The sequence below is a fragment of the Pseudomonas sp. GW821-FHT02B10 genome, assembly GCF_059421865.1.
The window spans coordinates 75,754-88,669 of sequence record NZ_JBWKVU010000016.1; the positions used below are offsets into that span (position 1 = coordinate 75,754).

Annotated in this window: 10 protein-coding genes; 7 read left to right on the forward strand and 3 right to left on the reverse strand. The window is 65.1% G+C overall.

Annotation, left to right across the window (positions count from 1 at the left end; genetic code table 11):
• Positions 1–481: 481 nt before the first annotated feature.
• Together quiC and AC07VU_RS27075 are read left to right on the forward strand one after the other, a co-directional pair.
• The gene (quiC, locus tag AC07VU_RS27070) at positions 482–2,392 is read left to right on the forward strand and encodes a 3-dehydroshikimate dehydratase QuiC (protein ID WP_062824518.1); all 1,911 of its coding nucleotides are present in this window, start codon (positions 482–484) and stop codon (positions 2,390–2,392) included.
• 104 nt (positions 2,393–2,496) lie between these two features.
• The gene (locus AC07VU_RS27075; protein ID WP_007928882.1) at positions 2,497–3,174 is read left to right on the forward strand and encodes a TetR/AcrR family transcriptional regulator; all 678 of its coding nucleotides are present in this window, start codon (positions 2,497–2,499) and stop codon (positions 3,172–3,174) included.
• Between the two features lie 4 nt (positions 3,175–3,178).
• On the opposite strand, the gene pdxR is transcribed toward AC07VU_RS27075, so the two are convergent.
• Positions 3,179–4,666, reverse strand: a complete 1,488-nt coding sequence (pdxR, locus tag AC07VU_RS27080) for a MocR-like pyridoxine biosynthesis transcription factor PdxR (protein ID WP_495030811.1) — start codon at positions 4,664–4,666, stop codon at positions 3,179–3,181.
• Positions 4,667–4,800: 134 nt separating this feature from the next.
• Here pdxR and AC07VU_RS27085 point away from each other — a divergent pair, with 134 nt between their 5' ends.
• Positions 4,801–6,000 (forward strand): benzoate/H(+) symporter BenE family transporter, encoded by a 1,200-nt coding sequence (locus AC07VU_RS27085; RefSeq protein ID WP_495030812.1) that lies wholly within the window; start codon positions 4,801–4,803, stop codon positions 5,998–6,000.
• An 86-nt stretch (positions 6,001–6,086) separates the two neighbouring features.
• Here the strand turns inward: AC07VU_RS27085 and AC07VU_RS27090 are convergent, their stop codons facing one another.
• On the reverse strand, positions 6,087–6,941 hold the full coding sequence (locus AC07VU_RS27090; protein WP_495030813.1) for a shikimate dehydrogenase: 855 nt from the start codon (positions 6,939–6,941) through the stop codon (positions 6,087–6,089).
• Positions 6,938–7,387 carry a type II 3-dehydroquinate dehydratase gene (aroQ, locus tag AC07VU_RS27095; protein ID WP_007928871.1) on the reverse strand — a complete coding sequence of 150 codons (450 nt, stop codon included), beginning with the start codon at positions 7,385–7,387 and terminating at the stop codon, positions 6,938–6,940. Before aroQ ends, AC07VU_RS27090 begins: the two co-directional genes overlap by 4 nt.
• Positions 7,388–7,643: 256 nt before the next feature.
• On the opposite strand from aroQ, the gene AC07VU_RS27100 reads away from it, so the two are divergent.
• The 4 genes from AC07VU_RS27100 to AC07VU_RS27115 all read left to right on the forward strand — a co-directional run bounded on the left by AC07VU_RS27100 (position 7,644) and on the right by AC07VU_RS27115 (position 12,749).
• Positions 7,644–8,162 carry an RNA polymerase sigma factor gene (locus AC07VU_RS27100; protein ID WP_007928868.1) on the forward strand — a complete coding sequence of 173 codons (519 nt, stop codon included), beginning with the start codon at positions 7,644–7,646 and terminating at the stop codon, positions 8,160–8,162.
• Between the two features lie 63 nt (positions 8,163–8,225).
• Entirely contained in the window at positions 8,226–9,230 is a 1,005-nt protein-coding gene (locus tag AC07VU_RS27105) for a FecR family protein (protein WP_277589659.1), read from the forward strand.
• Positions 9,231–9,362: 132 nt separating this feature from the next.
• A complete protein-coding gene (locus tag AC07VU_RS27110; protein ID WP_495030814.1) occupies positions 9,363–12,047 on the forward strand; it encodes a TonB-dependent receptor in 2,685 nt (894 codons plus the stop codon).
• 81 nt (positions 12,048–12,128) lie between these two features.
• Positions 12,129–12,749: a heme acquisition protein HasA gene (locus AC07VU_RS27115; protein ID WP_007928863.1), complete on the forward strand. Its 621-nt coding sequence runs from the start codon at positions 12,129–12,131 to the stop codon at positions 12,747–12,749.
• Positions 12,750–12,916: the final 167 nt, after the last annotated feature.

The window sequence follows — 12,916 nt, forward strand, 5'->3', positions numbered from 1 at the left end:
CGTGCGGGCATGGTCAGCCCAGGGGCCGTAGTGCGTCCGTCTGAAGGCGGCTGTTGGAGGTCTGGCCAGGTGAGAGCCAGAGGGCCAGGCAGAGAGGTGTGGCGTTGAGTGCAAGCATGAGGGTGTACCCGATTTTTGAAATTTTTATGGTGTGTTCTGGGTCTTGGGCGATTGAAACCGGCGCTTAGGTGCCGGCTCAATGTGCTGTCGATGGTGCGCAGCGGACGAAAAATCGTCAATTCGCCAACGGCCATTTTGTTCGATAATCGCACGAAAAACTAACTGGTTCGTACACTTTGAATTGCTGTCTGTACTGCCCGGCTCAATAATCCGCCCCATCCAATAACAAACGTACCTGTAGCCGCTGCCGCAGGCTGCGATCGCCCGCGAAGCGGGCGCGGGATCTTCAGTGCGCTGGAGGACCTGCGGCAGCGGCCACAGGCACGGCGCCCGATCTGTGGTCATTACCGGGAGTTGAAACATGCAGCGTTCCATTGCCACCGTCTCCTTGAGCGGTACCCTGCCGGAAAAACTCGAAGCCATTGCCGCCGCCGGTTTCGACGGCGTGGAGATTTTCGAGAACGACCTGCTCTACTACGACGGCAGCCCTCGGGAAATCCGCCAGATGTGCGCGGACCTGGGCATCGCCATCACCCTGTTCCAACCTTTTCGCGATTTCGAAGGCTGCCGCCGTGATCGCCTGCAACGCAACCTGGAACGCGCCGAGCGCAAGTTCGACCTGATGCAGGAACTGGGCACCGACCTGGTGCTGGTGTGCAGCAATGCCGCGGCCGACAGCGTCGGCGACCGGCAGATCCTGGTGGACGACCTGCGCCTGCTGGCCGAGCGCGCCGGCAGCCGTGGCCTGCGGATCGGCTACGAAGCCCTGGCCTGGGGCCGGCACGTCAATACTTATCAGCAGGTCTGGGACATCGTCCGTGAGGCCGACCACCCGAGCCTGGGCGTGCTGCTCGACAGCTTCCACACCTTGTCGCTCAAGGGCGACCCGGCGGCGATCGCCGAGATTCCCGGGGACAAGATCTTCTTCGTGCAGATGGCCGACGCGCCGATCCTGGCCATGGACGTGCTGGAGTGGAGCCGGCATTTTCGCTGCTTCCCGGGGCAGGGCGATTTCGACTTGCCGGGGTTCCTCGCGCCGATCATCAAGAGCGGCTACACCGGGCCTTTGTCCCTGGAGATCTTCAACGACGGTTTCCGTGCCGCCCCGCCCCGGGCCAACGCCGCGGACGGCCTGCGCTCGCTGCTGTACCTCGAGGAGAAAACCCGCCAGCGCCTGGAACAGGAAGCCGCGCCGGTGGCCAATATCGATACGCTGTTCGCGCCGCCGCCGGCCAGTGAATATGGCGGCACCGAGTTTCTCGAGTTCGCCGTGGACGAAGCGCTGGGCGCCAAGCTTGGCGGCTGGCTGGAGCGCCTGGGGTTCGCCAGGGCCGGCCAGCACCGCTCGAAGAATGTCAGCCTGATGCGCCAGGGCGATATCAACCTGATCCTCAACTCCGAGCCTTATTCCTTTGCCCACAGCTTCTTCGAGGCCCACGGCCCCTCGGTGTGCGCCACGGCGATCCGGGTCAAGGACAGCGCCAAGGCGCTGGAGCGCGCGGTGGCCTACAAGGGCCAGCCGTACCGCGGGCTGGTGGGCCCCAACGAACTGGAACTGGCCGCCGTACGCGAGCTGGATGGCAGCCTGATCTACCTGGTGGACCAGGAGCAGGGCGGCCAGCACCTGTACGACACCGATTTCAATATGCTCCCCGGCGTGGTGGCCAAGGGCGGCCTCAAGCGCATCGACCACATGGCCATGGCGTTGCCGGCCGACAGCCTCGACAGCTGGGTGCTGTTCTACAAGAGCCTGCTGGACTTCACCGCCGACGACGAAGTGGTGCTGCCCGACCCCTACGGCCTGGTGAAGAGCCGGGCGCTGCGCAGCCGTTGCAGCACCATTCGTTTGCCGCTGAACATTTCCGAGAACCGCAAGACCGCGATCTCCCACGCGCTGTCCAGTTACGGCGGCTCGGGCGTGCATCACATCGCCTTCGATTGCGACGATATCTTTGCCGAAGTCAGCCGGGCCAAGGAGGCGGGCGTGCCGCTGCTGGACATCCCGCTCAACTACTACGACGACCTGGCGGCGCGCTTCGATTTCGACGACGAGTTCCTCAGCGAACTGGCCTACTACAACGTGCTCTACGACCGTGACGCCCAGGGTGGCGAGCTGTTCCATGTCTACACCGAGCCGTTCGAGGGGCGCTTCTTCTTCGAGATCATCCAGCGCAAGAATGGCTACGTCGGTTATGGCGCGGCGAACGTCGCGGTACGCCTGGCGGCCATGGCCAAGTCGCGCAGTGGCGGGGTGCGGCACGCGAAGTTGTAGGAGTTTCGTAACGGCGGCGGCAAAGGGCCGCCGTCCTGCTTTCCTTCGCTGCGCGAGGCGGCCCATAATCGCCCGCGTGTGCAGCGATGGCCGTGAGCCCCAGAATGACAATGACCACAGAACTCTCCGTAGCGCCCGAGCAGCCCGTGATCGAGCCACGCAAGAGTCGCAAGAACAACCCGGAAAAGACCCGCGAGAACATTCTGCAAGAAGCCATTGTGGAGTTCGTGCAGCAGGGCCTGTCCGGTGCTCGGGTGGATGCCATCGCCGAGCGCATCCACACCTCCAAGCGCATGATCTATTACTACTTCGGCAGCAAGGAGCAGCTGTACGTCGAGGTGCTGGAGAAGCTCTACGGCGATATCCGCAACACCGAAAGCCGCCTGCACCTGGCGGAGCTGGCGCCGCGCGAGGCGATTCGCCGGCTGGTGGAGTTCACCTTCGATCACCACGACCGCAACGTCGATTTCGTGCGCATCGTCAGCATCGAGAACATCCATAACGCCGAATACGTGAAGCGCTCCGAAGCGATCAAGGCGATGAACAACACCATCCTGCATGCCCTGGGCGAGATCCTCCGGCGCGGGGCCGACGAGGGCGTGTTCCGCGCCGGCCTGGACCCACTGGACGTGCATTTGCTGATCAGTTCGTTCTGCTTCTACCGCGTGTCCAACCGCCACACTTTCGGCGAGATCTTCCAGATCGACCTGCCCGACGAAGCGATCAAGCAGCGCCACCGCGAGATGATCTGCGAGTCGGTGCTGCGCTACTTGCAGGCCTGATCGCCTAGGGGGTTGAACCCCGTTGCTGGTCGATCAGCCGGCACAGGGTTGCAACCGCATCCGGCATCGACTCCGCCCGGGTATTGCCAAAGCCCATCAGCAAGCCGGGGCGTGATCCGCCCTGGGCACCCACGAAAAAACCTGACAGCGGCGCGACGCCGATCTTCCGGGCATGGGCGGCGGCCGCGATCGCCTGGTCGTCGAGCCCATCGGGCAGTTCGGCGAGCAGGTGCAATCCGCTGGCGCTGCTGGCTACCGTCATGCGCTCGCTGCCGGCGTTGTGAATGGCCGCCAGCAAGGCGGCGCGACGTTGCGCATAAACCGCCTGGCTACGACGGATATGGCTGCCGAGGTGGCCATTGCCGATGAACTCCGCCGCCGTCGCCTGGAGCGACAAAGGCACGCGGTGGCCGCTGCCATTGCGCACGTTGCGCAACACCTCCACCACCGCCTCGGGGGCGACCAGGAAGCCCAGGCGCAGGCCCGGCGCCAGCAGCTTGCTCAAGGTCCCGACATAAATGACCCGCCCCTGATGGCCGTCCAGGGCCTTGAGCGCCGGGGTTGGCGCGCCGCCGTAGCGGAACTCGCTGTCGTAATCGTCTTCGAGGATGAAGGCATCGGCATCGTGGGCCCATTGCAGCAAGGCCAGGCGTCGCGCCAGGCTCATGCCGACCCCCAGGGGATACTGGTGCGAAGGCGATACCAGCGCCAGCCTGGCGTCGGGCGCGAGCCGGCGGCCGGCCTGTACATCCAGGCCTTCTGCATCCACCGGAACGCCCACGGCCTGCACACCGGCCAGCAGCACGCTGCGGTAGGCCGCGTCGTAGCCGGGGTTCTCGACCCAGACCCGCTCTCCCAGGTCGGTGAGCGCCAGAGTGGCAATCGACACCGCCGCCTGGGCACCGGGAGTAATCACGATGTGACTGGCCTGGCACACCACTCCGCGTGCCGCGCCGAGATACGCCGCCAGGGCTTCGCGCAATGGCAGGAAACCCTGCGGGTCGCCGTAGGACAGGTCGGGAAGTGGCCGGCGTCGCCAGAAGCGGCCTTCCAGGCGCCCCCACAGCGCATAGGGAAAGGCGTCCAGCGCCGGCAGGCCCGGGGTCAGCGGCCAGGCGGCCCGGGCCACGGACATCGAGTCGGTCCCCGTCAGCGCCCGGGCCCGGGTGGAGCCGACGGGGGCCTCTGTCCGGGCGGGCGGTGAGGCCGTTTGCTCGGCGATCCGTGCCATGACGTAGGTCCCCGAACCTGTCCGGGCCTCGAGGAACCCCTCGGCGATCAACTGCCCATAGGCCTCGGTCACGGTCATGCGCGATAGCCCCAACTGTGTCGCCAGCACGCGTGAAGCCGGCAGGCGGATCCCGGCCTTGACGCTGCCGTCGGCGATGCCTTTGCGCAGGAACAGCAGCAATTGCTCGCGCAAGGACAAGTGGCCGTCCTTGGCCAGTTGCAGACGGTTCCAGATGGGATAGGCGGTTTTGCGGGTTTTCATTGGGGGCCTGTGGATTGCCGGTCGACGGCAGCTGGAAAAGTGGTCTGGGATATTGATCGAAAGTGGATATTTTATACAGGCCATTACCTGCGGATACTCCCTCGCCTTGCCAACACAGCCAGAGGGTTTCCCCGATGAAAACCGCCAGCATCAGAATTGCTGACCTGCTGCATCCAAGCGTTGCCGCGCTGATCTCGGTCATCGTCAATTACGGGGGAACCTTCATTCTGGTTTTCCAGGGGGCCAAGGCGGCCGGGCTGAGCCCGGAGCAGACCGCCTCGTGGATCTGGTCGATCTCGATCGGCGTCGGCCTGACCGGCGCCTGGCTGAGTTATCGCTACCGCGAGCCGATCATTACCGCCTGGTCGACACCGGGCGCGGCCTTCCTGATCGCGGTACTGCCGAGCACGCCTTACCCGGAAATGATCGGCGCCTTCATGCTGTCGGCTGCCGGCTTCGTGGTGCTGGGCATGTCGGGTTATTTCGAGCGAGTGGTGAAGCTGATCCCGCCGGGGATCGCGGCGGGCCTGTTGGCGGGCATTCTGTTGCGCTTCGGGATTGGCGCTTTCGACGGCGCTGGGGTCGATCCTTTGCTGGTGGGTGCGCTGCTGCTCAGCTATGTACTGCTACGGCGCTTTACTGCGCGTTATGCGATTGTCGGGGTGTTGCTGATTGGCATCGTGCTGTTGCTCGGGTTGGGGCAGGTCAGTTTCGCCGGCCTTGAACTCAAGCCGGCCCTGCCGGTGCCGACCGTGCCGGTGTTCTCGCTGAATGCGCTGCTGAGCGTGGCCCTGCCGTTGTTCCTGATCACCCTGACTGGCCAGTACATGCCCGGCATGTTGGTGCTGCGCAACGATGGGTTCAAGACCAGTGCCAATCCGATTCTCACGGCGACCGGCCTGGGCTCCTTGTTGATGGCGCCGTTCGGTTCCCATGCGTTCAATGTCGCCGCCATTACCGCCGCCATCTGCACGGGCAAGGAGGCGCATGAAGAACCGGCCAAGCGTTATCTGGCCGGGCTCGCGTGTGGGGTGTTCTATCTGCTGGTGGGGATCTTCGGCAGCACCCTGGCGGCGCTGTTCGTGGTCCTGCCGGCGACCTTTATCACCACCCTGGCGGGCCTGGCCCTGCTGGGGGCGATCGGCGGCAGCCTCGCCACCGCGCTGGTCGAGCCGAGTGGCCGGGAAACCGCCTTGATCACCTTCCTGGCGACCGCCGCCAATATCACCTTGTTCGGGTTGGGCGGTGCATTCTGGGGCTTGCTGGCGGGGTTGCTGGCGCACGGCGTGATGCACGGACGGCTGCGGCCAGCCGGTCGCCATGAGCGCGCCTAATCGCCATGCATGGCCGTGGGGAGTGCGGCAGGCACCTGCCGAGAGCGGAGCCGATCACAGCCCCGCACTGACCCGGTCAGGCACTGTCAGCCATTCATGCTCTGGAAATGCGCGAGCATGCGCTGGGCATCCGGCGCCACGCCGCTGAACAGCTCGAACGCCTTCACCGCCTGAAACACCGCCATGTTGCCGCCGTCCAGGGTGCGGCAACCGAGGGCTCGGGCGTTGCGCAGCAGCTCGGTTTCCAGGGGGAAGTAGACGATCTCCGCGACCCACAATCCGGGGCGCAGCAACTCGACCGGTACCGGCATGCCCGGCAGCTTGGCCATGCCCACGGGTGTGGTGTTCACCAGGCCGTCGGCGGCAGCCAGGGTGGCGGGCAGGTCGACGCCGGCCTTGGCCCGGCCGGGGCCGAAATGCTGGTTGAGGTTATCCGCCAGGCTCTGGGCGCGGGCACTTTCCACATCGAAGATATGCAACTGTTGCACGCCTTCGCTGAGCAGCGCATGGGCCACCGCGGCACCGGCACCGCCGGCACCCATCTGCACCACGCGCGACAGGGCCACGCCTTGCAAGCCGCGACGGAAACCTTCGGCAAAACCCAGGCAATCGGTGTTGTGGCCGACGCGCTTGCCGTCCTTGAGCACCACGGTATTCACCGCGCCGATGCCGCGGGCTTCCGGCGACAGCTCGTCGAGCAGCGGGATGATGCTCTGCTTGCACGGGAAGGTGATATTCAACCCGGTGAAGTTCATGCGCTCGGCGGCCAGCAGCAGGTCGGGCAGGGCGTTGCTGTCGAGCTGCAGCTGGTCCAGGTCGATCAGCCGGTACAGATAACGCAGGCCCTGGGCGTCGCCTTCGTGCTCATGCAGCGCCGGGGTGCGCGAGGCCTGGATGCCGGCGCCGATCAGTCCGGCCAGTACTGTGTGCTGCTGGGTCATGCCTGGGCTCCTTGAAAGCGCTGGCTGAAATGCGCCAGTGCCAGGCGATAGCCATGGCTGCCAAAGCCGCACATTACTGCCAGGGCGATGCCCGAGACAAAGGAGTGATGGCGGAACGGTTCGCGGGCGTGGACGTTCGACAGGTGCACTTCGATCACCGGCAACTCACTGGCCACCAGGGCATCGCGGATCGCCACCGAGGTGTGGGTCCAGGCCGCCGGGTTGATCACGATCCCGGCGCAACGGCCACGGGCGCCGTGAATCCAGTCCAGCAGTTCGCCTTCGTGGTTGGTCTGGCGAAACTCCACGGTCAGGCCGAACTCCTCGGCGGCACGCCCGCACAGGGCGGAAATGTCGGCCAGGGTCTCGTGACCATAGGTGGCGGGTTCGCGGGTGCCGAGCAGGTTCAGGTTCGGGCCGTTGAGCACCAGAACGATAGGGCGCATGGGGGGAATTCTCCGTTGTTATTGTGGACGTGGCTTGAGCGGCCAGCGGCTGGGGCTAAATTGTACTAACTAGTTAATTTGGTCAATGAGCCGGGAGACAGCCCCGAAATAATGGTTCGATAATCGAACACTACCCGGATGAGTGGAGAAGTTCTTTCACCTTCTCGGCAGAAGATGCGTATTCATATCAATTGAAAATAATTCTTAGTAAGCCGTAAGATGCCGGCCAATTTCCTTCAAGTTCCAGGGAGTCGGTTTGTCGGACGTGGATCTCAAGGGGCTGTTTCTCAAGCATGCCGCTACCTTGCGTGGGTACCTGGCGCGCAAGGTACGGGACCCGCAGTTGGCCGCTGATCTGGTGCAGGAGAGTTTCCTGCGGCTGGCCGAACAGACGCGCGGCGAGCGCATCGACAATTCCCAGGGCTATCTCTACCGCACGGCGAACAATCTGCTGATCGACCATGTCCGTCAGGAGGCGCGGCGCAAGACCGACACCGTGCCCCATGAAGCCCTGGCCGAGATCGAAGACGAGCAGGCCGGTCTGGAGGCTCAGGCGATGGCGCAGCAACAGCGCAAGGCATTGAAGCAGGCCATTCTGGAGTTGCCGCCGCGCACTCAGGAGATCTTCCGCTTGAACCGGATCGAAGGCATGACCCACGCCGAAGTGGCCAGGCATCTGGAGATTTCCGACAGCTCGGTGCAGAAACACCTGTCCAGGGCCCTGGCCCATGTGATGCAGCGCCTGGCTACCGGCGGTCGGGCGGCCGACGAGTGAGTTACGGTAAACCCCGGGGTCAGTCGTCACTGCTTATATATAACGAGAAATCGAGATTCACACGTGAATAGCCAGGGTCCGCAAGAGCGCAGTATCACTGAGGCCGCCGCCGACTGGGCGGTGCGTTTGCATGACGGTGGACTGAGCGCCGCCGAGCAGGCCGAGCTGGAGCAATGGCAAGCGCGGGACCCGCGCCACGCCCCGGCGCTGGCGTTTGCCCGGCGGACCTGGGACGCGCTGGGTGAGCTGCGCCTGGAGCCGGAACTGGCGCAACCGCGTCGCGCGCCCGCTGCCAGGGCCACGGCGGTTCAGCGGCCGCGCCGCCGGCGTTTCCTGCCACGGGCGGCCAGCGCGGCGGTGCTGGTGCTGGCTGTCGCGCTCGGCTGGTGGCAAGGGCCGCACGCCTTGCTGCGGATGCAGGCCGACTATCTCACCGACAAAGGCGAAGTGCGCACCGTGCACCTGGCCGACGGCAGTACCGTGGAGCTGGATTCGTCCAGCGCCATTCGCCTCAATTTCAACCAGGCCCAGCGCCAGGTGCATTTGCTCGCCGGCTCCGCGGTGTTCGACGTGGCGCCCATGGGCGGCGAGGAGTCCCGCCCTTTTGTGGTCGAGAGTGCCGGCGGGCAAACCCGTGCCCTGGGCACGCGCTTCGTGGTGGGGCGTGAAAGCAGCCAGCAGGCTTGGGTCGGCGTGCTGCAACACAGCGTTGCCGTAAACCTGGATACGCCGGCGCAGCAGGGCGCTTCCGAGCGGGTCCTGCAGGAAGGGCAGAGCGCCCGCTACAACCCGCTGTCGGGGGTGGTCACTCTGGATGGCCTGGATCTGCAACGGGCCACGAGCTGGCGGCGTGGCGTGCTGGTGTTCGATCGCCAGCCGCTGGCGCTGGTGATCGAACAGCTCAATCGTTATCGCCCCGGCCGGGTGGTATTGGGTAACGAAGCCCTGGCCCAGCGTCAGGTCAGCGGCGTGTTCCGCCTGGACATGCTCGACACTGCCCTGGCCACCCTGACCCGGGAACTGCAGGTGCGGCACTTCGATCTGGCCGGCGTCAGCCTGATTTACTGAGGCCTGGCGCCGCCGCTTTCCTCCCCGTGAAAAATAGTTGGAAAAAACCTTACTGAGTTTTCCTGCCTGGCACGTCTAGCTAATTGAGATGCATTCGCATCAATAAAAAGCAGCCAGCGCAGGAATACGGATATGAGGGTAAGCAGTCGCACTGGAGTTCACGCCGCAAGCCGGTTGGCCCTGGCCATTCATCTGGGCGCCGCGGGGCTGCTGCTCGATGCCGGGTTGGCGCATGCGGCGCAGGGGGCCGCGGTTGCCGGTGCCGAGCAGCAAAGCCGCCTGATGTTCGACATTCCTGCCCAGGCCCTGGACAGCGCCGTGCTGGCCTTCGCCGAACAGGCCGGGCTGCAAGTGCTGTTCGACAGCCAGCGCCTCAAGGGCCTGCACAGTTCGCCGCTCAAGGGCAGCTACAGCGTCCAGGAAGGGTTGGCGCGGCTGCTGGGCAACGCGCCGGTGGAATACCGCTTCACCGGCGACAGCCAGGTCACCCTGAACCGCGTCGCCGCCGAGCATCAGGGGGCCTTGGCCCTGGCCACCACCACCGTGTCCGGCAACCTCGAAGGGCGCAAAGGCGACTGGGTCTACAGCGCGCCGCGTTCGGTGAGCGTCGTCAGCCGTGAGCAAATCGACCGCAACCCACCCCGGCACGCGGCGGACATGCTGGAAGAAACCAGCGGCGTGTATTCGGCGGTCAGCCAGCAGGACCCCGGCCTGTCGGTGAACATCCGCGGCATCCAGGATTACGGCCGGGTCAACATGGCGGTCGACGGCATGCGCCAGAACTACCAGCAGAGCGGCCACCAGCAACGCAACGGAACCTTGTATGTCGACCCTGAGCTGCTCTCCGAGGTGGTGATCGAGAAGGGCGCGACCTCCAGCATGGGCGGTGCCGGGGTGATCGGCGGGATCGCCAATTTCCGCACCCTGGAAGCCCGCGACCTGATCAAGCCGGGCGAGGAAATGGGCGGGCGCATCCGCCTGACCAGCGGCCTGGGCGGGCGCAGCAACGGCACGCATTTTATCGGCAGTTCGGCCTTCGCCATCGGCACTGAAGTCTGGGACATGCTGGTCGCCGCCAGCGAGCGGCACCTGGGCGACTACGACCCGGGAACCCGCGGCAGCATCGGCGAACTGCGCACCGGCGGCTGGCGGGACCCTTCGATCAACGACCGGGTGAAGAACTCGCCGGTGGCCTATTCCGCTTCGGTGATGCGCTCGCGCCTGGCCAAGCTCGGGCTGAACCTGCCCCAGGACCAGCGCCTGCAGTTCAGCTACCTGACCACCCAGGTGTCCTACGACGACGCCAACATGCTCAACACCGAGAAGGATCAGCTGTGGGAGAAGCTGGGCAGCAGCGATGTGCGCTCGCAGAACTTCGCCCTCGACTACAGCTACACCCCGGACAACCCGCTGGTGGACTTCAAGGCCAAGCTCTATTACGTCGACAACCGCAACGATCAGAGCACCCTGCAACGGGGCATCACTCCCGGATATTCGATCACCTACCAGACCGACACCTACGGCGCCCAGGCGCAGAACACCTCGACCTTCGCCCTCGGCGAGCTGTCGACGCTCAAGGCCAACTACGGCCTGGAGTTCTTCTACGACAAGGTGCGCCCGGACTCCAGCCAGCCGGTGGCAAGCGGTTCGGCGGTGAACGCCCCGGCCTCGGAAGGCATGACACCCAAGGGCGACCGCGCACTCGGCAGCCTGTTCGCGCGCCTGGACTACGACTACGACGGCTGGCTGAACCTGAACACCGGGTTGCGCTACGACCGTTACCGGCTGCGCGGCGATACCGGGATCAATACCCGCACCTTCATTCTCGGCACCACCCGGCAAACCACGGTGCCGGTCAACTATGACGTGGACACCGAGGAAGGGCGTTTCTCGCCGACCTTCGGCCTGTCGATCAAGCCCGGCGTGGACTGGCTGCAACTGTTCGCCAGCTACGGCAAGGGCTGGCGTCCGCCGGCGATCACCGAGACCCTGATCACCGGCCGGCCCCACGGCGGTGGCGCCGAAAGCATGTACCCCAACCCCTTCCTGCGCCCGGAGCGTTCCACCACCTGGGAAGCCGGGGTCAATGTGTTCAAGGAAAACCTGTGGTTCGACGATGACCGGCTGGGGATCAAGGTCGCGTACTTCGACACCCGCGTCGAAGACTTCATCTTCATGAACATGGGCGTGCAGCCCCCCGGCTACGGCATGGCCGGGATCGGCAACAGCGCCTACGTCAACAACCTGCAGGACACCCGCTTCAAGGGCGTGGAGTACCAGCTCGACTACGACGCCGGGCGCGCCTACGGGCAGCTGGCCTACACCCATATGATCGGCAGCAACGACTTCTGCTCGAAGACCGCATGGCTGGGCGGGGTGACCCAGACCGTAAAGAACAGCACGGCCGGACGCGCCCCGGTGGTCGGCATGCGCCCGGACGCACAGGCCAACAGCGCCAGCCATTGCAGCGCGATCCTCGGCTCGGCCGAACACATGCCGATGGACCGCGGCACCTTGACCCTGGGCGCGCGCTTCTTCGAGCGCAAGCTGGATATCGGCGCCCGAGCCCGCTACAGCGCGGGCTACTCGGAAGGCGGCAGCAACACCCGCACCACCACCAGCGTCTACCCCGCGGACTGGAAGTCCTACACCGTTTACGACCTGTACGGCAGCTACCGCGCCACCGAAGAACTGACCCTGCGCCTGGCGATGGAGAACGTCACCGACCGCGCCTACCTGGTGCCCATGGGCGACGTGCTGGCCTTCACCCTGGGGCGTGGCCGCACCTTGCAGGGCACCCTCGAATATCAGTTCTGACTGCTTTTGCCCAGAGAAGGGCAAAACCGTAGCGGGCATCGGCTCGCTGCGGAGTGACCAACCTATGTACTGGAGTTTTGCATGAGCATTTCCATTTCCTACAGCGCTACCTACGGCGGCGTCAGCGTTGCGAACTACCTCAATGACTGGTCGGCCTACTTTGGCGACGTCAACCATCGCCCGGGCCAGGTGGTCGATGGCACCAACACCGGCGGCTTCAACCCGGGCCCGTTCTCGGGTACCGAGTACGCCCTGAAAAGCACCAACAGCGACGCCGCGTTCGTGGCCGAAGGCAACCTGAACTACACCCTGTTCGAGAGCCCGAGCCACACCCTGTGGGGCAACCTGAACACCGTCTCGCTGGGCGACACCCTGACCGGTGGCCCGAGCGCCGGCGGCTACGACCTGGTCAGCCAGGAAGTCAGCTTCACCAACCTGGGCCTCAACAGCCTGCGCGACGAAGGCCGTGCCGGCGAAGTGCACAAGGTGGTGTATGGCCTGATGAGCGGCGACAGCTCGGCGCTGGCCGGCGAGATCGATGCCCTGCTCAAGGCGATCAGCCCGAACCTGTCGGTCAACTCGACGTTCGACGACCTGGCCGCGGCCGGTGTCGCCCATGTTGCCCCGGCATCCGCCGCCGCGGCCGACATTGGTCTGGTGGGTGTGCAGGACGTGGCCCAGGACTGGGCGCTGGCAGCCTGAATGGCCGCTTGAGGCATAAAAAAACGAATGAAAGATCGCTCTTCCATTCGTTCGCTTGAATCACCCCCGTCGCCCGAGTTTTCGAAGGCCAGGGCGGCGGCGGTGGCAAATTCTGGGGAGCGCCGCGATGGCTGTCAACGCGCGCAGCGCGCCTCTTGCCGACTCGC